We start from the raw sequence: 18,601 nt of genomic DNA on the forward strand, positions 1-18,601 counted from the left end.
GCAACCTACACCGCGGTGCCAGCGGTACGGCTAACGGATGGCAGGCGCCAGAAGTTTCATCCGGCCTCACATGCGGGCACGTTTCCTTTACCTGTCCGCAGCGCGTCGAGCGCCTGCACCGCGTCGTGCATCGTGTCGGCCCTGACCAGCCGGAGCCCGTCGGGCACCGCTTTCATGGCCTCGGCGCAGTTGTCGGCGGGGGTGAGGAAGACGGTCGCGCCGGAGTTCTTGGCGCCGACCATCTTCTGCGCGATGCCGCCGATCGCGCCGACCTGGCCGGACGGCTCCATCGTGCCGGTGCCCGCGATCAGCCTGCCGCCGGTGAGCTCACCGGGCGTGAGCTTGTCGAAGATGCCGAGCGAGAACATCAGCCCCGCGCTCGGCCCGCCGACGTCTCCGACGTTGATGTCGACGTCGAACGGGAACTTGTACTTCGCCTGCATGAGCACGCCCACGAGGGTCTGCCCCTTGGGGCCCGCCACCGTCGGCACGGTGACGTCGAGCTTTTTGCCGCCCCTGGTGACGTTGAAGACCACGTTCTCGCCGGGCTTGTGCGCCTTGACCGCCTCGCCTACGACGTCGACGTTCTTCGCCGGTTTGCCGTCGACGGCGTTGATCTCGTCGTCCTTCGCGAGCTTGCCCTCGGCGGGCTTGCCCTTCTCGGTGGACACGACCGTCACAACCGTGCTGTAGGAGATCTTGAGCTCGTTGAGCGCGGCGGCGGTGGCGGAGTCTTGCGAGTTGGTCATCTCGACCGTGTTCTCCTGCTCGACCTCCTTGGGGTCGCGGTTGGGCGCGAAGATGGTCTCCTGCGGGACCACCGCGACGGTCGGGTCGATCCAGCCGCGCAACGCCGTCAGCAGGTCGATCTGGGCGGCCGGGCCACCCTGGTAGGCCACCGTGACAAGGCTGAGCGCGCCGCTGGTGGGATAGGTCGGCCGCCCCTTGATCGAGATAACGGGCTTCTTGTCGACCTCGCCGATCGTGTTCTCGGTCGGGCCGGGGCTCAGGACGACGTACGGGACGGGCCTGAACGCGCCCACCACGCCGAGCGCGAGCACGAGGAAACCCGCGAGCAGCAGGGTCAGGGCGCGTCGTGACATGTCGATGAGCTTATTCGGCGGCGCCGACCCATTCGGTCTCGCCGTCGGCGAATGCCTGATGTTTCCAGATCGGGACCTGCGACTTCAGGTCGTCGATCAGCCGGCGCGAGGCCCTGAACGCCTCGTCCCTGTGGGGCGCGGCCACCGCGACGATGACGGCCGCCTCACCCAGCTCCAGGTCGCCCACGCGGTGAACGGCGGCCAGCGCCGTCACCGGGAAGTCGGCGGCGATCTTCTCCGCCACCTGCCGCAGCTCGGCCTCCGCCGAGGGATGCGCCGAGTAGGAAAGTCTGGTCACCGGCTTTCCGTGGTCCTGCTCCCGGACGGTGCCCACGAAGAGGGTGGTGCCGCCGGCGGCGTGGTCTCCCACCGCGGCCAGCACCTCGTCGACGGAGAGGGGCGTGTCACGAATGCCGAGCAACCGGATGACGTCCACGGAAAGGGAGCCTACCCAATGAGAAACCTGCTCGGTGGGCTGCCGCCCGACGGCCGTGTCAGGGCCGGTCCGTAGCGGCAGTCCACTTAGCGGATTTCTCATTGGCGCCGCTTTTTACGTACCTGCCGGACGATCGCGGCTGTGCCGATGACGGCGACGGTGGCGCCCGCGGCGGTGAGCGTGGCCTCCTTGACGGGCAGTCGCCGGCCGACCACGGTCGTTCTGTTCTCGCGCAGCTCCAGGAGCTGCGCGAACGCGGCCTCGTTGGTCCACGACGGCTTCCAGCCCGCCTCGCGCAGTGCCGCGCAGTCGACGACCCACGGATAGACGACGTAGTGCAGGTCCGTCGCGGGTGCCGGGGTGATGCCGAGCCGGTGGAGCCGCTGGGCCGTGCCGAAGGTCAGCCCCGCGGGCAGCTCGAGGCTGCGGATGCCGGACAGCTCCTCCACCTGGTCCTGCTCCAGACACCCGTCGGAGCCGACGGCCACCACACCGGTGACCCCGCCGCGCGCGGCCAGCTCCAGCGCCGAGACCAGGTCGTCGATGTGGCAGAACTGCCAGTGCGGGCTGCAGCCCTTGACGGTCAGGAGCCTCGGCGACTCGAAGTGACGGGTGATGACCGTGTCGACTCCTGGGCCGACGACGGCGGCCGGGCGCAGCACCGTGATCTCCAGGCCGGGGTGGCTGCGCAGCGACCTGCGTACCAGGGACTCGATCTCCAGGAAGTCGCCCACGAGGCCGGTGTCGGGCTCGGCCGCCACCGGGGCGTCCTCGGGCAGGGGCACCTCGTTGTCGGGCGCGGCGCCGTACACCATCGCGCTCGTGACCAGCACCACACGGCGCACGCGTGCCGCCGCGGAGGCCGTCAGCACCGTCTGGGCGGCTCGGAGGTTGTACGCGCGCCGCTCACCTGGGTCGGAGTCGACGGCGTAGTCACCGGCCAGATGGACCAGGACGTCGATGTCGGAGATCCGGTTCGCCAAGAGCGGATCCCGTACGTCGATCACTCTCCACGTGGCTTCCCGAATGTCGCCGCGCTCCTCGTCGATGGCCACCACTCTGCGGAAATCCGCGGCGGATACGAGCCTCGCGAGCAGCTCGCGGCCTAGGCCGGAAGCCGCTCCCGTGACGGCTACTACGGGTTCACGCGGGCGTTTCGAGGTAGGCACCAGGTCCTCACTTTGCACTGATCCGCCGTAGGACGACTAACGTGGCGGATGTGGACTCCTCCATCCTGCACGAGGTAGAGCGGTGACTGACCTGCCAGGTCGCGAAAACGACCCTAACGAGAACCCGTTCGCCATGTTCGGCAACCCTGAGCAGATGGCTCAGGCGATGCGCCAGTTCGCCGACATGCTGTCGGCGCCGCAGGGTTCAGGCCCTGTCAACTGGGACATGGCCAAGAACATCGCCCGCCACGCCGTGGTCGCCCAGGGCGACCCGAGCGTCATGGAGGGCGAACGCCGCCAGATCGTCGAGGCGCTGAGCCTCGCCGACCTCTGGCTCAACGAATCGACGACGCTGCCGAGCGGCGTGTCGAACCCGCAGGCCTGGAGCCGGTCCGAGTGGATCGAGAACACCGTCCCGATCTGGCGCAAGCTCTGCGAGCCGATCGCGGAGCGCATGGTCGAGACCATGGGCGGCGCGCTCGGCGGCTCCGGACTGCCTCCAGAGGCCCAGCAGATGGCCGGGCCGCTGCTCGGCATGCTCAAACAGATGGGCGGCATGATGGTCGGCCAGCAGATCGGGCAGGCGCTCGGCTCGCTGGCCCGCGAGGTGGTCGGCACCACCGACATCGGCCTGCCGCTGTCCGACACGGCCGCGCTGCTGCCGGGGGGCATCGCCTCCTTCAGCGAGGGCCTGGAGATCCCGTCCGACGAGATCAGGCTCTATCTGGCGCTGCGCGAGGCCGCACACCACCGGCTGTTCCAGCACGTCCCGTGGCTGCGCTCCCACCTGCTGGGCGCGGTCGAGGAATACGCCAAGGGCATAACGGTCGACACCTCAGCGCTCGAAGAGCAGATCCGCGGTCTCGACATCAACAACCCCGAGGCGATCCAGGAGGCGCTGAGCGGGGGCAACCTGCTCAAGCCCGAGGAGACCGAGCGGCAGAAGGCCGCGCTGGCACGGCTGGAGACGATGCTCGCCCTGGTCGAGGGGTGGGTGGCCACCGTGGTCGACCGGGCGGCCGAGGGCAAGCTGCCCTCCGCCGTGGCGCTGGCGGAGACCGTACGCCGGCGGCGCGCGACCGGCGGGCCCGCCGAGCTGACGTTCGGCACACTGGTGGGCTTGGAGCTGCGGCCCCGGAGGCTGCGCGAGGCGGCGGCGCTGTGGCGTGCCCTGGAGAGCGCGCGCGGGCTCGACGGGCGCGACGCGCTGTGGGGCCACCCCGATCTCATGCCGACGGCCGACGATCTCGACGATCCCGACGCGTTCGTACGTGGCGAGGCGGCCTGGGACATCTCCGAGCTGGAGAGGAAGCCGGACGACGAGGGCGACCAGAGTTGAGCCTGCACGGCGACGCGGTGGCGGTGCTGTCCGCGTGGAACGCGCCCACGCCCGAGGAAGAGGCGTTGCGCGTGGAGTTCCTGGAGCATTTGCGCTCGTACGACGACGCGATGCTGCGTGAGTGCGTACCGGGGCATCTGACGGCCACGACGGCGGTCCTGTCGCACGACGGCTCGCAGGTGCTGCTCACGCTGCATCCGAAGGCCAAGATGTGGCTGCCCATGGGTGGCCACTGCGAGATTTCCGACATGTCGCTGGCGGAGGTTGCCCTGCGGGAGGCATGGGAGGAGTCGGGAATTTCCGGGCTCGAGCTGCTGCCTGGGCCGCTCGCGGTGGACAAGCACGTCGTGTGGTGCCATCCGCCGCACAGCTGGCATCTCGACGTCGAATACGCGGCCGTGGCCCCTCCCGGCGCCGAGGCGGTGATCAGCGAGGAGTCGCTGGACCTGCGCTGGTTCCCCGTCGACGGCATTCCCGAGCTCTCCGACGAGGCGACGCGGCGATTGGCCGCACGCGGACAGGCCGCGCTTAGCTCGGGTTCACGCGCGCTCGGTTAGAGTCCTTTGCGTCGTTCCAGGAGGGGGTTGCGTGGAGACTTCTGCCGTCGGCGGCACGATCGTGACACCTGGGCGCAGGCGCAGGAAGTTCCCTGGGACGGCGTTGACCTGGCTGGCCGTGACTCCGTTCGCCGCCTGGGCCGTGGCCAGGGTGGCGGGGCTGGAGCGGGGTTCGCTGCCCACGCAGATCATGACCGCCACCCCGTACGCCGCGGCGGGTTCACTGGTCCCCCTCCTGATCGCCGCGGTCGGGCGCAAGCGCGCCGCGACCGCCGTCGCGCTGCTGGCCACGGCCGCGCTCGGCTTCAGCGTGCTGCCCAGGGCGCTGGGCACGGCCGAGGCCACGGCGGGCAGGCCCTTCCGGGTCATGACGATCAACATGCTGTTCGGCAGGGCCGACGCGGTGACGATCATGAAGCTGGTACGCGAGTTCAACCCCGACGTGCTGAGCACGCAGGAGCTGACGCCCGGGGCGGTCTCCGACCTGGACGCGGCCGGCCTCGAGGAAGTGATGCCGCACCGGGTGCTGCTCCCCGAGTGGAGCGCCGGGGGGAGCGGGCTCTACTCCAAGCACCCGCTGGAGGCGCTGCCGGGCCTGATGCCGCCGGTCGGGCACCAGATGCCCGCCGCGCTGGTCTCGCTGCCGGGCGGGAAGCCGATCGAGTTCATCGACGCGCATCCCTTTCCGCCGCTGGGGCCCCAGGTCATCGAGTGGAACGAGGCTCTCGCCGCCTTTCCGTCCGCCTCACCGGACCAGATCCGGATCATCGCGGGTGACTTCAACGCCTCGCTCGACCACGCCGCCCTACGGGGGCTGCTGGCCCGCGGCTACAAGGACGCGGCCGACACGGTGGGAGCCGGACTGATACCGACGTGGCCGGCGAACAAGCGGGTGCCGCCGATCATCACGATCGACCATGTGCTGGTGGATGAGCGGGTGGGAGTGAAGGAGGTCAGCGTGCGCGACGTGCCGAGGACCGACCATCGCGCCGTTCTGGCCGAGCTCACCGTGCCCTGACCAGCGCCCTCGTGTTGTCCCAGCCTTCGAGGCCGGGGTCGAGGCGTTCGACGTCTTCGCGTGTGCGCAGGCGGTGCCAGCCCGGGGTGGTGGCGACCTTGCGGGGGCCGGGGGCCTGAGCACGCAGGGTGGCCACGATGTCCGCGTCGTCGAGGTCGGGGTCGGCCCATGCGGGGGCGGGGAGCGCGCAGGCCATGGCCACGGCGCCGCCGTTCTCCGCCGGGCAGATCGTGATCTCGGCCCTGCCCAGTTCCCTGAACAGCTTGCCGACGAGGAGGGGCGGCAGGTCGGGGGCGTCGGCGCCGATCACGACCGCCTGGTCGGCGTTGAGGCGTTGAAGGATGAGTTTCAGTGGTTCGTCGTCTTTTATCATGATCACTTCGGTGCCGGGCCAGACGATCTCCTCCAGCTCGGGAACGCTGGTGATCAGGACCGGGGTGACGAGCTCGAGTCCCGCGACCATCTCGTAGGTGTCCTCCGCCACCGCTTCGAGGAATTCGCCGGCGTCCACGCCGGGAGGCGCCGCCTGTGCCATGCGCTGTCGTACCAGGACCGCGGCGATGCGCGTCAACACTCCTCCGGTGCCGTGTGGGCCGCGGCCGAGAATCCCTCCAGAAACCCGCGCGCGCGTTCTGCCTTGGGATACTGTTCTACCAGCGCCCAGAACTTGGCCCCGTGACTGGGCACCAGCAGATGCACCAGCTCATGGATGATCACGTAGTTGATGACCCATTCGGGCAGGCCCTTGAGCCTGGTCGAGATCCTGATCGTGCCGTTCTCCGGGGTGCACGAGCCCCAGCGGTGCTGCTGGTTGTCGACCCAGCGCACGCTCACCGGCTCCGGCATGCCGTCGAGATATCTCGCCGACAGCTCCTTGGCCCGTTCGAGCAGCGCCTCGTCGGTGGGCCTTCGCCGGCGTTCCTTCGCGGCCAGCCGATCCAGCATCCGGCTCACCCATTCATCTGCGTCTTCGCCACTCAGCCAGGCGGGCAGGAGCACGATCGTCTTGTCGCCGTCGCGGTAGGCGGAGACCGTACGCCGGCGACGAGAACTGCGACGAACCTCGACTGTCTCGGGGGGCACATATGCACGTTAGCCGACCCTGGCGAAATTCCACAGAGGGTGGACGTTGTTTCTGCTGGTCAGATGATTAAGAGCCGGTGAATTTGGGCAGGCGCCGTTTCCCGATGCGCCACCTGACCTGGATCATCCTGCTGGTGGCCGTGGTCATGGGCGTCCTGAGGATTCCCACTTCAGCGCGGCTTCCAGGCGTTCGTGGTCTTGGTTCAGAGGTACTTTGGCGGGCCTTGTGGGGGTTGGCACGTTCTAGGCGATCTTCGCAGTGATCGCGCCCACTTCCGACATTGGGTCATTTTCCGGGAAAGATTGATTTACCAGATCTTTATCTGCTGGTTGCGCTTCCGTGGGATGCGGCCGCCTGAGCGGCATCTCCTGGGCCGGCTCTCCCGAGAAGCGGGCGCCGGGCTGCCATGCCCGCCCTCCCCGGCCCCCCTGACCGACGCTGAGCGAGCTCGCCCACTCAACCGCGGATATGCCCGCTCATCAACCCTCTGACCTGCTTGTCCCGACCATCTGCTGTCCACAGGCCTCCTCAGGCGCCTTAGTTATCCACAGCCACCGCCGAACCGGCTCGGGATCTTGCTCAGGCATGGAAACCTTCCCGCCATGAGGCCACGTGTGAAGCCCGCCCTCCGGCGCATCATCCGCGACGAGCACACCCTCCAATACGGCGTGCACCCCCTCCGGGCCGTCATGTTGAGCGGCCTGACCTCGGCCGTCCGCCGGTGGGTTGAGAGCCTTGACGGCACTCGCGACCTGGAGTGCGTCCTGGCGGAAGCGGCCGCCGCGGGCTTGGACGAGATCCGCGCCCAAACTTTGCTGGAGCAACTCGCCGTACAAGGCGCCCTCCACGACGCGGCCACAAGCCCCGCGCCGCTCGCCGATCTCTCCCTGGCCGAGCGAGACCGCCTGAGACCGGACCTCGACGCCCTCGACCTCGCCTCCACCGCTCCGGACGGCGCGATCGCCCTCTTCGGGCGCCGCAGGGAGCAGCGGGTGCGCGTCTATGGGGCAGGCCGGGTAGGCGCGCAAGTGGTCGCCCTCCTGGCCGCCGCCGGAGTCGGCAATATCCGGGTGTTCGACCCAGGCACCGCCCGGCCGTGCGACATCACACCGGGTGGGCTGACGTGGGCGGAGGTCGGTCTCCCTCGCGAGGCCGGCGCAGTGGCCGTCGTGAGGCGGCTCACGTCTGGTGGCCACACAGCTGACGCGTCCACGGACGCGTCACATGCCGTCGAGGCCCGCGGCACCACACCTCCACCGGCTTCGCCGCCCGCCCGATCGCCCCAAAACGCACGCGTCACCAACGCCCCCCAAACCACGCGTTCCGGCCGCCCAGCACGCTCTGGCAACCCGGCACCAGCACCGCGCTCCGGTAACCCGGCCCAAGCCTCGCTCTCCAGCAACCCACCCCAGGTCGCGCACTCCAGCGGCCCCACACAGGCCATGCACTCCAGCAGCGCAGCACAGGCGGCGTCCTCGCGATCCACTAGGGGCACCGTGCCCTCCACCGGAGGTACCGTGCCGTCCGCCGCAGGCACTGCCTCCTTCCCCACAAAGGCCGTGCCGTCCACCGCACGTACACTGCCGTCCTCCGAGGGCAGGATGCGGTCCTCGGGGGAGGCCGTCTCATCCCCCGTCGGCAACCCGCGGTCCCCCGCGGAGAACGGGCCGCGCACTGCAGGCAGAGTGCAGTCCTCTCCGGAGAACGGGCCGACCGCCACGGGTGCGGAGGAGGCATGCCGCACCCCCACCGGGCCGTTGAAGCGGGTGCGCGGGTCCGACAAGCGGTCGGATGGTCCGGAGGCCACGGGCGGGACGGCAGTGAGGCCGTCCGTCAATGCGTTGGCCGGAGGGCCGTACCTCGGGGACAAGTCGGATCGGCCCGATCTCGTCATACTCGCGCCCGTCGCGCCCCTCGATGGGGTGCTGGTCAACGAACTGACCTCACTCGGCATCCCGCATCTTCTGGCGTCGGCCTTCGAGGGGCATGGGATCGTTGGGCCGCTGGTCACGCCGGGGAAGACGGCGTGCCTGCACTGCCTGGATCTGACGCGGCGGGATCGTGACCCTGGATGGCCGATCGTGACCGCCAGGCTGGGTGGCTATCCGCCGGGCGAGATCGCCTGTGACTCCACACTGGCGGCGGTGGTCGCAGCCGTGGCGACCGGTCATGCGCTTGCTCACCTCGATGGCAAGGAGCCGGTTGTGACCAACGGCACAATGGACGTTACGCCTGATTGGCGCTGGAAGAGGCGGTCTTGGAAGGCGCACCCGCACTGTCGTTGTATGCGAAACAATCCTTATTCGCTAAGAATGGTCATGTCTCCTAACCGCGACTGACGTGCTCAGAGGATGACCATGAAGGGGGGAAGCGGTACCTCGCCGAGGTTCCGCGCATCAGTGTGAGCGATCTTCCGCGTCGTGCTGTCACGCGCTCCGCCAAGCTGGCTACCCTTCCACTCGGATTCGCCGGCCGCGCAGCCCTCGGGCTGGGCAAGCGGCTCGGCGGCAAGTCCGCCGAGCTCGTGGCGCAGGAGCTCCAGCAGCGTACGGCCGAGCAGATCTTCAAGGTGCTCGGCGAGCTCAAGGGCGGCGCGATGAAGCTCGGGCAGGCCCTGTCCATCTTCGAGGCCGCGCTGCCGCAGGAGATCGTCGGCCCCTATCGCGCCACGCTGACCAAGCTGCAGGATGCCGCTCCCCCGCTGCCCGTGTCCACCGTGCACAAGGTGCTCACCGAGCAGCTCGGCGACGACTGGCGGGAAAACTTCCTGTCGTTCGACGACCAGCCGACGGCCGCCGCGTCCATCGGCCAGGTGCACAAGGCCGTGTGGCATGACGGCCGGGAGGTGGCCGTAAAGATCCAGTATCCGGGTGCGGGCAAGGCACTGCTCGGCGACTTCACGCAACTGGCGCGGCTGGGCAAGCTGTTCGGCGTGATGCTGCCCGGTCTCGACGTGAAGGCCGTGCTGGCCGAGCTACGCGAAAGGATCGCCGAGGAGCTCGACTACCTGCGCGAGGCGGAGGCTCAGCACGCGTTCGCCCTCGAGTTCGACGACGATCCCGACTTCTACGTCCCCGACGTGGTCGCGGCCAACGAGATGGTGCTGGTCAGCGAATGGATGGACGGCACTCCACTGTCCCGCGTCATCGCCGACGGCACCAAAGAGCAGCGCGACCGCGCGGGATTACTCTTCGTACGTTTCCTGTTCTGCTCCCCCGCACGGGTCGGCATGCTGCACGCCGACCCGCACCCCGGCAACTTCCGCATGCTGCCCGACGGCAGGCTCGGCGCTCTTGACTTCGGCGCGGTCAACCGCCTGCCTGACGGCTACCCCAAGATGTTCGGCCAGCTGACGCGCATCTTCAACCACGGCGACATGGAGACCGTCATGGCGGGCCTGCGCCGGGAAGGCTTCATCCGCGACGACATAGAGATCGATCCTGACGCGTTGCGGGCCTTTCTGGCGCCGTACGTGGAGCCGACGGCGGTGGAGGAGTTCACGTTCAGCCGGGAGTGGCTGCAGGCTCAGGCGGCGAGCGTCACGGACCTCCGCCCCACGAACGTGGTCCGCCAGCTCAACCTCCCGCCTTCGTACGTGCTCATACACCGGGTCCATGCCGCCGGGATCGGCGTCCTGTGTCAGCTGGGTACCACGGCTCGCTTCCGCGACGAGGTGATCCGCTGGGTCCCGGGTTTCTCCGACGACCCCAACGACGAGGCCCTGGCCATCGGTTAGCCCGTCCGTGGATCACCCTGCCGTTGGCCGGCACACGGTGGCTCATTGACGGACACGCGGATTTTACTGGCGCCGTATTGATTTCCAACTGCTCTGTGTAATGATACGAGTGCAAGTCGTTACCGTATCGAGGGGATCGGAATGCGTCGACCCGCGCGCCTGCCCACCGCCGCCGCACCGGCGAGCGTAGGCCCACGCGCCACCACTCCCGCCGTCGCGCGGGCGCTGGGGTCGCGGGCACTGGCTCCGCACGCATGGGCTCTCGCCCGGTTCGACTTCGCAATGCCCGTAGCCGGTTTAGGCCGTGACGCGCCGGTCCGGGGTGTGATTCCCGTGGCCGATCCAAGGCGGTGATACTCGTGGCTGGTTTCGGAGCTGTGATGCCCGTAGCCGATCCGAGCTGCTGAAGCCGCGTGGCCGGTTCTAGGCCGCAATGCCCCATGGCCCGGTCCGAGGTGACGCCGCGCGACCGGTTCAGGGCCACCATGCCCGTGCACGCACCTGCGCTCGTGCACGGTGATCCCACCGGCGCCGATGGTCAGCACATCCCCCTCCAGGGTGCTGAACAGGCGCCGGTGGGCTCGCAGTCGGTCAGGATGGGGCCTACGCCGCAGGGCCGGGCCCCGAACCATCAGGCCGGACGCACGCCGTGAAATCGGACCCACGTTGTGAGGCTCAGGCGTGCAAGCCGAGCACTGGAAGCGCGGACGCGACAGCCACTCCCTCAAGAAGCGCAACGCCGCAGCGTAAAGTAACCGCGTACGAGCCGAAGAGGCAGGAAACGAACGCGCGACGGCCGACCCGTCAATAAGCGCGACGTTGCGGTTCGAGGTGGCCGCGCACGAGCGCGAGCGCACGGCGGCCCGATCTCTCAAGAGGCGCAACCCGCTCGAAGTGACCGCGGACAAACGCGGGCGCATGGCGACCCGACCTCTCACGCCCGAAGCGACCACGGACAAACGCGAGCGCACGGCGGCCGTACCTCTCAAGAGACGCAACGCCTCACCGAAGTGGCCGCGTACGGGCCGAGGCGGAGGTGCGGGCGTACAGAGAACAGGCTCTGAACGGGGAAGAGCCGGGCGCTGGGAGCGCCCGGCTCTCTCGAGGGATCTGGGAGATCCTGCGCCGGCGGCAGGATCTCCCGGATCAGATGTGGCGGCTCAGGGCCTCGCGGAGGCGATCGTTCGCCCGCTTGACCTCGCGCCGCGCCCGCTGCACGCGGCTCACGCGCAGAAGGAGGCGTTGGTGCTCCGCCTCACGGTGGAGCGTTTGTATTCGGTCATTTACCAGGTCATGGATGAGATCCGGCACTGCTCGGCTCCTCGTGATCTGAGTGCTCATTGGTCTGTTCGCTTTCTGGTGGTAGGTGCGGTGTTCAGGCAGCGACCGGGTGCTTGCGAGGACGCCCGCGCGGACGCTTGCGGGGAACGATCGTTCCCCTGAGGATCAGTTCGCCGCCCCAGACGCCCCACGGCTCCTCGCGCTCGAGCGCGCGGGCCAGGCAGGCCTTCTGGATCGGGCAGCCGCCGCAGAGTGCCTTCGCGAACTCCACGTCCTCCGGCGACTCGGCGAACCACAGGTCAGGGTCGGTACGGCAGGGGATCTTGGCTTCGTCGATCAGGTCCATGATCGTCTTCGCCCCCATCTGCTTCTCCTTTTGATCGATCTTTTTGATCTTGGTCGGGCACCTCATAGGTGGTCGAGGATCACGGACAAATAAGTAAGGCCGCGGATCCGGTCTGTGGATCCGCGGCCTGGTGGGCTATGTGCCGGTCAGGTTATGACCGGTACATCCCTCCAGGGTTGCGGACCGCACAGTCCACCCTTGGTGAGCTGGTTGGCCGGCAGTTCGATACGTGCGAGGTAGGCAGGGCTGGCTTGCGCAGCGGCGCCGAAGTGGGCGCGCGCGTTGTAGGCAGCCGCCTGGCTACGGGCAGACCTCTCCAGTCGCGGCTTGGCGGGACCATCGACGAGTCTCACCGAGTCACGGCATGCGGAAGCGAGCCACTGCGTGGCCGACATCTTGATGCTCATCACGGTGACTCACCTCCACTCTCGAGATCGTCGGAACAGTGGTGCTCCGACTCGCTTGACCATGACCCTAAACCGGGAACCCAGGAACCGGCAACATATTTTCTACCTGCGATTTTGTAACAGTGGCCACGTCTTGACGGCCATCGCAGGTGGCGAGTTCGTACTACTTTGTCAGGCGGATCATGGCCTCTTGAACGACCGAGACCACGAGCTCACCAGACGCAGTGAACATCTCACCGCGAGCAAGTCCCCGAGCTCCCCCCGACCAGGGGGACTCCTGAGCATAGAGCAACCAGTCGTCGGCCCGGAATGGGCGGTGGAACCACATGGCGTGGTCCAGCGACGCGCCCATGACGTTCGACGCGCCCCAGGCCATGCCGTGGGCCAGCAAGACCGTGTCGACCAGCGTGAAGTCGGAGGCGTACGCGGCCAGCACCACGTGCAGGAGCGGGTCGTCGGGCAGGTCCGCGTGGTAGCGGAACCACACGTTGTTCCGGGCGCTGCGCAGCTCGGGGTTCTTGAACGCCTCCCAAGTGAGCGGCGAGACGTACCTGGCGTCCACCGGGCGGGGGCGCGACAGCCAGTCCCGGAGGTCGGGGTTGTCGCCGACCAGCTCGAACATCCTGTCCTGGAACGTAGGCAGCGTCTCGGGATCGGGCACCTGCGGCATCACGGACGCCTGATGCGTCACACCCTCCTCCGCGATGTGGAACGACGCCGACATCGTGAAGATCGCCTTGCCGTGCTGGATGGCGACGATCCTGCGGGTGGTGAACGAACGGCCGTCGCGCAGGCGCTCCACGTTGTAGACGATCGGGACGGTGGGGTCGCCCGGGCGGATGAAGTACGCGTGGAGGGAGTGCACGTTACGGTCCTTGGGGACCGTACGGCCGGCCGCCACGAGGGCCTGGGCCGCCACCTGACCACCGAAGACGCGCTGGATGCGCTCCTCCGGGCTTCGTCCCCGGAAGATGTCGAGCTCGATCTGCTCCAGGTCGAGCAGGTCCAGGAGCTCCTTCAGCGCCTCATTCACGGTGTCCGTCCCCCCTTGTGTTTTCCGGTTTTGGGTCAAGTCTGACGTGTCGCCCGCATATGGCCAAAGGTGGGCCCGGCGTTGTCCGATGATCCCTGGTGCTGGTTTCCCTCCCGTTACGGGCTTGTGGCCCCTTGTGGAGTGACTCTGGGATGGTTTCTCGGGGCTGAGGGCTGCGCCTTTCCGCGAATGGTCGAGGGCGCGGATGGTCCTGGGCGCGGGCGGACGGCGCGGGTCGAGCGGCGCGGGCTGCTGTCGAAGGGCGGGCGACGGGACCGCGAGGTGTGGAACGCGCCGGGGCCCGGTGGCGGTTGCTGACCATCGGGGCGGCCCAGGGCGGGATGGTAGGCGGCCGCCTACGGAGGCGGTGTCGCGGAGTGGCGGCCGTCCCAACGGGAGCCAGTGTGCGAGGTCGGTGGGAGTGGGGCGGGGCGGGAGACGGCCGCCTACGAAGGCGGCGTCGGGCTGAGTGGCGGCCCTTCCGACGGGTGCCAGTGGGCGGGGACGGCGGAAGCGGGGCGGGGACAGTGGGAGTGGGGGTCGGTGGGAGCGGGGCGGGGGTGGGGGTCGGTGGGATCAGTCGGTGCGGCAGAGGGACAGGACGGCCTCTCCGTAGCGGTCGAGTTTGACCTTGCCGACGCCCGCTATCGACAGCAACTCCTGCTCAGACGCCGGCGCCCGTTCCGCGATGGCCTGGAGGGTCACGTCCGTGAAGATGACGTACGGCGGGACCTTGGACTCCTTGGCCGTGGCCGTGCGCCAGGCCTTGAGGCGCTCCAGGAGGGCCTCGTCGTAGTCCGCCGGGCACGTCGAGCAGCGGCCCAGCTTCTGCTCCGTGGCGGACGCCAAGGTCTTGGCGCACACCCGGCAGCTCACCGGGGCCGCCACCGGGCGGCGTTCGCGGGGCGATGGCGAGAGGCGGGGCGGGGACGAGGTTCGGCCGGTGAGGCCGTCGAGGAAGCGGGAGGGGCGGCGGGTCTTGCGGGCGCCCGGGGCGCGGGCGCCGGCCCAGGAGAGGGACAGGTGCTCCCTGGCGCGGGTGATGCCGACATAGAGGAGGCGGCGTTCTTCCTCGATCTGCTCCGGGGTCTCGGCGTAGATGATGGGAAGCATGCCGTCCGTCAGGCCGACCAGGAAGACGGCGTCCCATTCCAGGCCCTTGGCCGCGTGAAGAGAGGCCAGGGTAACGCCCTCCACGGGCGGGGCGTGCTGCTCGGTGGCTCGGCGTTCGAGCTCGGCCACATAGGCAGGCAGGTCGGCGCCGTCGGCGGCCATGTCCTCCGCCAGGTCCGCCAGGGCCTTCAAGGACTCCCAGCGCTCCCTGGCCTTGCCGCCGCCCGGAGGGGAGGGCGTCAGGCCCAGGCCGCTGAGGATGTGGTGGACCTCCGAGGCCAGCGGCTCCCCGGCCGAGGAGCGGGCGGCGCCGCGCAGGAGCACGACTGCCTGGCGTACCTCGGGACGGTCGAAGAAGCGCTCGGCGCCACGCAGCACGTACGGGATCTCGGCCTTGGACAGCGCCTCCTCGTACGCCTCCGACTGCGAGTTGATGCGGAACAGGATCGCGATCTCCCGCGAGGGCACGCCCTGGTCCAGGAGCTTCCTGATCGCGCGGGCCGCCCCCGCGGCCTCGGCGGGCTCGTCGTCGTAGTCGGCGAACAACGGCTTGGGGCCGTCGGGGCGCTGTGCCACCAGGTCGAGCCGGTGCGGCGACTTGACGATCATCCGGTTGGCGAGGTCCACCACCTGCGGGGTCGAACGGTAGTCGCGGACCAGCTTGATGACGGCGGCGTTCGGGTGCTCCACGGCGAAGCCCGTCAGGTAGCGCGGGGTGGCGCCGGTGAAGGAGTAGATCGTCTGGTTGGGGTCGCCGACCACGCAGATGTCGTCGCGACCCCCGAGCCAGGTGTCGAGCAGGAGCTTCTGCAGCGGGTTGACGTCTTGGTACTCGTCCACGACGAAATAGCGGTACTGCTGGCGGATCTGCCCCGCGACCTCCTGGTGCTCGGTCATCACGGCCGCGGTCAGTTCCAGGATGGTCTCGAAGTCGACCAGGTGACGCTCGCGCCTGATCTGCTCGTACGCCTCATAGAGCCTGGCCACCTCCTCCGGAGGGACCGGCGGCGTGCGGTGGTATTTAGCGGCGGCGGCCGCGTAATCCTCTGGGCCGATCTGGGTGACCTTGGCCCACTCGACCTCGGCCGCGATGTCCCGCAACTCGGACCGATCCGGATTTTTCCGAATCTGGCGGCAGGCCTCCACCAGCACCGGGAGCTTGGACTCGATCACCGAGGGCGCCGCACCGCCGATGACCCTCGGCCAGAAGTACGTGAGCTGCCGCAGGGCGGCCGCGTGGAACGTGCGAGCCTGCACGCCGGGCGCCCCCAGCGTGCGCAGGCGCTGGCGCAGCTCCCCTGCCGCGCGAGTGGTGAACGTCACCGCGAGCACGCTCTGCGCGTCGACCACCCCGCTGCGGACCGCGTGCGCGATGCGATGGGTGATCGCCCTGGTCTTGCCCGTGCCCGCGCCGGCCAGCACACACACCGGCCCGCGCACCGCCTCGGCCACCGCACGCTGCTCGGGATCGAGACCGGCCAGGACGTCATCCATGTTGTTCACCCGTACATACTCCCAGGTGTAGCGGAAAGACTCTTTATTCTGGCAACATGCGGGCCGACGTATGTTCATCGTGGTCCCGGTGCAAAGAACTGGTCTCTTCCCCCACAATGGGGCCGACCATCTGTATGGGGGAAAGGAAAGCCGTGCGAACTGCGGTTTCCGCGAGCGTGCTCGCGCTCGCCGCTGTCGTGCTCTCACCCGTCGCCGCCAGTGCGAACAAGGAGCCGACGCCTGCCCCCTCATCCGTCATTGACCAGGAGGGCCTCGGCGGCTTCGCCAATGAGACCGTCTCGTACGGCTCACACGTACGTCAGAGCATGGACGTCTGGTGGACCCCGGACGGCCAGCAGCGCCCGGGCGTCTTCCTGATCCACGGCGGCTGGTGGTCGGGCGGCGACAAGCGGTACATGAAGGAGATCGTCCGGCAGTACGCCGAGCAGGGCTACACGGTCTTCAACCTCAACTACCGGCTCTCCGGCGACGCGGCCTGGCCCGCGCAGCGCACGGACGCGCTGGCCGCGATAGCGCTGGCCCGCAAGCACGCCGACCGGTGGGCGTTCGATCCGGGTAACTACGTGGTGGTCGGCTTCTCCGCGGGAGGCCACATCGCGGCGGCGGTGGGCACGTACGGCGACGGCATCCACGGGCTCAAGGGCGTCGTGGGCCTGTCGCCGATCATCTCGCCCCTGCGCGCCTACTCCGACGGCGAGAAGTCCAGCGACCCCAACAAGCGCAAGCTCCGCACGGCCGCCATCCGCCTGGCCGGAGGCTGCGAGCCCAAGGGCAAGTGCTCGCGGGTCTGGGCCAGCATGGAGGTGGCCTGGCACGCCAGCCGCAAGGACGCGCCGATGCTGACCGTGCATTCTCAGAGCGAGTTCGTGCCGCCGGTGCAGAGCCAGCTGCTCAAGACGATGCTGGGCCAGGTGGGCGTGCCTGTGACGGTCATCACTCAGCCTGGCATCAATCACAGCAACCCCCTCTACCGCGAGCCGGGCGTGGCCGAGCGCGTGCAGGAGTGGATCGCCGAACGCCTCGGCGGGTGAACGCCGCCGGGGATTAACCCGGCACGCGGCGTTGTTGCACCGAGCGCCTGAATTCCTGACCTTGGAGGGATCTCCCAACATGGCGCTCACGGTCTACAGCACCACCTGGTGCGGCCCCTGCAAGCGACTCAAGTCCCAGCTCGCCCGCGAGGGCATCAGCTTCGAAGAGGTCGACATCGAGCGCGACCCGTCGGCAGCCGAGTTCGTGATGAGCGTCAACAACGGCAACCAGACGGTGCCGACCGTGGTGATCGACACCCCCAATGGCCGCGTCGTCCGGACGAACCCCTCCGCTCTGGAGGTCAAGGCCCTGCTCGAAGCCGCCTGATCACCAGTCGCCGGTCAGCTCGCCGCCGTACCAGGTCTCGATCAGGCGGCGGGCTATCGACACCGGCGGCGGCAGGCGCAGCTCGCCGGACTCCAGCGCCTGCTCCAGCTCCTCGCGGGAGTACCAGCGGGCCTCGGCGATCTCCTCCGCGTCGGGCGTGAGGTCGATCGACGTGGCCTCGGCGAAGAAGCCGAGCATGAGGCTGCGGGGGAACGGCCAGGGCTGGCTGCCGAGATAGCGCGGGTTGACGACGGTGACGCCCACCTCTTCGGCCACCTCGCGCGCGACGGCGTGCTCCAGCGACTCCCCCGGCTCCACGAACCCCGCCAGGATCGACAGCCGCCCCTCCGGCCACTGAGGGCCGCGGGCGAGCAGGCAGCGATCGTTCTCGTCGCGTACCAGCATGATCACGGCCGGGTCGACGCGGGGAAAGTGCTGGCTGGCGTCCTGCGGGCAGACCCGGATGTGGCCCCCGGCCTGCACGTTGGTACGGGTGCCACAGCGCGGACAGTATTCGTGGGTCGTGTGCCAGGCCTCCAGCGCCACCGCGTAGACCAGCAGGCCCGCGTCGCGGTCGCCGAGCAGGCCGCCCACCTGGCGCAGCCCGGCCGCCACCGGCTCGCCCTCCGGCGTGTCCCCCAGGCTCATGGGGACCGTCACGCGGCCGTTGACGTCGCCCTTGGGAATGCCGGGCAGCGGCGCGGCCACCGCGAAGTACGCGACTCCGTCCTCCAGCCCGAGCAGGTAGCGCGGCCCAGGCGGCGCGTCCCCGGACGTGAACAGCACCGCATGCACCTCATCGCCCGTCCGCCGCACCAGCGTGTGACCGTTGTCGATCACCAGCACCCTGGTCGACGGATCGGTCCACGCCCGCTCGAGCCATCGCTCGTCAGCACGCAGCGCCGACGATCTGTCGATCGTGCCGCGCGCCAGAAGCAGGGGTCCGATGAGTTGCTCTTCCGCGGTCGTCTCCACAGGCCGCCCCCTCCCAAAATCCCCTGTCATCCTATGACCTCCCGGTTAGCCGCCGATTAAGGTATCCGGGCACCGGGGTGATCTTTCAAAGGCTAGGATCGGGGAGTTAGGTTAGCCTTACCTGATTATC

At 68.9% G+C, this 18,601-nt stretch carries 17 protein-coding genes; 7 read left to right on the forward strand and 10 right to left on the reverse strand.

From position 1 onward, the window contains the following. Positions 1–56: 56 nt before the first annotated feature. The 3 genes from ACQPWU_RS51790 to ACQPWU_RS51800 all read right to left on the reverse strand — a co-directional run bounded on the left by ACQPWU_RS51790 (position 57) and on the right by ACQPWU_RS51800 (position 2,711). Entirely contained in the window at positions 57–1,103 is a 1,047-nt protein-coding gene (locus tag ACQPWU_RS51790) for a YlbL family protein (protein WP_433434098.1), read from the reverse strand. A 10-nt stretch (positions 1,104–1,113) separates the two neighbouring features. Further along, a complete protein-coding gene (locus ACQPWU_RS51795; protein WP_360689852.1) occupies positions 1,114–1,539 on the reverse strand; it encodes a molybdenum cofactor biosynthesis protein MoaE in 426 nt (141 codons plus the stop codon). Between the two features lie 98 nt (positions 1,540–1,637). Then, entirely contained in the window at positions 1,638–2,711 is a 1,074-nt protein-coding gene (locus ACQPWU_RS51800) for an NAD-dependent epimerase/dehydratase family protein (RefSeq protein WP_433445515.1), read from the reverse strand. Positions 2,712–2,841: 130 nt separating this feature from the next. On the opposite strand from ACQPWU_RS51800, the gene ACQPWU_RS51805 reads away from it, so the two are divergent. Genes ACQPWU_RS51805 through ACQPWU_RS51815 form a run of 3 tightly spaced genes read left to right on the forward strand, consistent with a single transcriptional unit; the run spans position 2,842 to position 5,622 of the window. After that, a complete protein-coding gene (locus ACQPWU_RS51805) occupies positions 2,842–4,047 on the forward strand; it encodes a zinc-dependent metalloprotease (RefSeq protein ID WP_360689890.1) in 1,206 nt (401 codons plus the stop codon). Beyond that, positions 4,044–4,604: an NUDIX hydrolase gene (locus ACQPWU_RS51810; protein WP_433434100.1), complete on the forward strand. Its 561-nt coding sequence runs from the start codon at positions 4,044–4,046 to the stop codon at positions 4,602–4,604. Before ACQPWU_RS51805 ends, ACQPWU_RS51810 begins: the two co-directional genes overlap by 4 nt. Before the next feature lie 31 nt (positions 4,605–4,635). Next, on the forward strand, positions 4,636–5,622 hold the full coding sequence (locus ACQPWU_RS51815) for an endonuclease/exonuclease/phosphatase family protein (RefSeq protein ID WP_433434102.1): 987 nt from the start codon (positions 4,636–4,638) through the stop codon (positions 5,620–5,622). Here the strand turns inward: ACQPWU_RS51815 and ACQPWU_RS51820 are convergent. Together ACQPWU_RS51820 and ACQPWU_RS51825 are read right to left on the reverse strand one after the other, a co-directional pair. After that, a complete protein-coding gene (locus tag ACQPWU_RS51820) occupies positions 5,609–6,193 on the reverse strand; it encodes a DUF2064 domain-containing protein (protein WP_433434104.1) in 585 nt (194 codons plus the stop codon). The genes ACQPWU_RS51815 and ACQPWU_RS51820 overlap by 14 nt on opposite strands. Continuing rightward, the gene (locus ACQPWU_RS51825; RefSeq protein ID WP_433434107.1) at positions 6,190–6,705 is read right to left on the reverse strand and encodes a M48 metallopeptidase family protein; all 516 of its coding nucleotides are present in this window, start codon (positions 6,703–6,705) and stop codon (positions 6,190–6,192) included. The genes ACQPWU_RS51820 and ACQPWU_RS51825 overlap by 4 nt, the downstream gene beginning before the upstream one ends. A 1,923-nt stretch (positions 6,706–8,628) precedes the next feature. Here ACQPWU_RS51825 and ACQPWU_RS51830 point away from each other — a divergent pair. Both ACQPWU_RS51830 and ACQPWU_RS51835 read left to right on the forward strand, forming a co-directional pair. Further along, on the forward strand, positions 8,629–9,045 hold the full coding sequence (locus tag ACQPWU_RS51830) for a hypothetical protein (RefSeq protein ID WP_433434110.1): 417 nt from the start codon (positions 8,629–8,631) through the stop codon (positions 9,043–9,045). A 62-nt stretch (positions 9,046–9,107) separates the two neighbouring features. Beyond that, entirely contained in the window at positions 9,108–10,442 is a 1,335-nt protein-coding gene (locus ACQPWU_RS51835) for an ABC1 kinase family protein (protein ID WP_433434113.1), read from the forward strand. Positions 10,443–11,817: 1,375 nt separating this feature from the next. On the opposite strand, the gene ACQPWU_RS51840 is transcribed toward ACQPWU_RS51835, so the two are convergent. From ACQPWU_RS51840 to ACQPWU_RS51855, 4 genes are all read right to left on the reverse strand, one after another. After that, complete coding sequence (locus tag ACQPWU_RS51840; protein ID WP_080045300.1) at positions 11,818–12,087, reverse strand: WhiB family transcriptional regulator; 270 nt, start codon at positions 12,085–12,087, stop codon at positions 11,818–11,820. Positions 12,088–12,215: 128 nt separating this feature from the next. After that, entirely contained in the window at positions 12,216–12,479 is a 264-nt protein-coding gene (locus tag ACQPWU_RS51845) for a hypothetical protein (RefSeq protein ID WP_433434116.1), read from the reverse strand. A gap of 160 nt (positions 12,480–12,639) precedes the next feature. Next, entirely contained in the window at positions 12,640–13,509 is an 870-nt protein-coding gene (tesB, locus tag ACQPWU_RS51850) for an acyl-CoA thioesterase II (protein ID WP_360689870.1), read from the reverse strand. 576 nt (positions 13,510–14,085) lie between these two features. Then, the gene (locus ACQPWU_RS51855; RefSeq protein ID WP_433445516.1) at positions 14,086–16,116 is read right to left on the reverse strand and encodes an ATP-dependent DNA helicase UvrD2; all 2,031 of its coding nucleotides are present in this window, start codon (positions 16,114–16,116) and stop codon (positions 14,086–14,088) included. 152 nt (positions 16,117–16,268) lie between these two features. Between ACQPWU_RS51855 and ACQPWU_RS51860 the strand changes: the two genes are divergently transcribed. Next, positions 16,269–17,168: an alpha/beta hydrolase gene (locus tag ACQPWU_RS51860; RefSeq protein WP_433434118.1), complete on the forward strand. Its 900-nt coding sequence runs from the start codon at positions 16,269–16,271 to the stop codon at positions 17,166–17,168. 79 nt (positions 17,169–17,247) lie between these two features. Beyond that, the gene (locus ACQPWU_RS51865) at positions 17,248–17,496 is read left to right on the forward strand and encodes a mycoredoxin (RefSeq protein WP_360689874.1); all 249 of its coding nucleotides are present in this window, start codon (positions 17,248–17,250) and stop codon (positions 17,494–17,496) included. Here ACQPWU_RS51865 and nudC read toward each other — a convergent pair whose 3' ends face one another. Continuing rightward, the gene (nudC, locus tag ACQPWU_RS51870; protein WP_433434121.1) at positions 17,497–18,471 is read right to left on the reverse strand and encodes an NAD(+) diphosphatase; all 975 of its coding nucleotides are present in this window, start codon (positions 18,469–18,471) and stop codon (positions 17,497–17,499) included. Positions 18,472–18,601 lie beyond the last annotated feature (130 nt).

The sequence above is a fragment of the Nonomuraea sp. CA-141351 genome (assembly GCF_050944675.1).
In the GTDB taxonomy this organism is placed as follows: domain Bacteria; phylum Actinomycetota; class Actinomycetes; order Streptosporangiales; family Streptosporangiaceae; genus Nonomuraea.

Excerpts from the sequence above, each read along its gene's own strand:
- ACQPWU_RS51855 (WP_433445516.1), bottom strand. The coding sequence starts at position 16,116 with ATGGATGACGTCCTGGCCGGTCTCGATCCCGAGCAGCGTGCGGTGGCC.
- ACQPWU_RS51865 (WP_360689874.1), top strand. The coding sequence starts at position 17,248 with ATGGCGCTCACGGTCTACAGCACCACCTGGTGCGGCCCCTGCAAGCGA.
- ACQPWU_RS51790 (WP_433434098.1), bottom strand. The coding sequence starts at position 1,103 with ATGTCACGACGCGCCCTGACCCTGCTGCTCGCGGGTTTCCTCGTGCTC.
- ACQPWU_RS51840 (WP_080045300.1), bottom strand. The coding sequence starts at position 12,087 with ATGGGGGCGAAGACGATCATGGACCTGATCGACGAAGCCAAGATCCCC.
- ACQPWU_RS51805 (WP_360689890.1), top strand. The coding sequence starts at position 2,842 with ATGTTCGGCAACCCTGAGCAGATGGCTCAGGCGATGCGCCAGTTCGCC.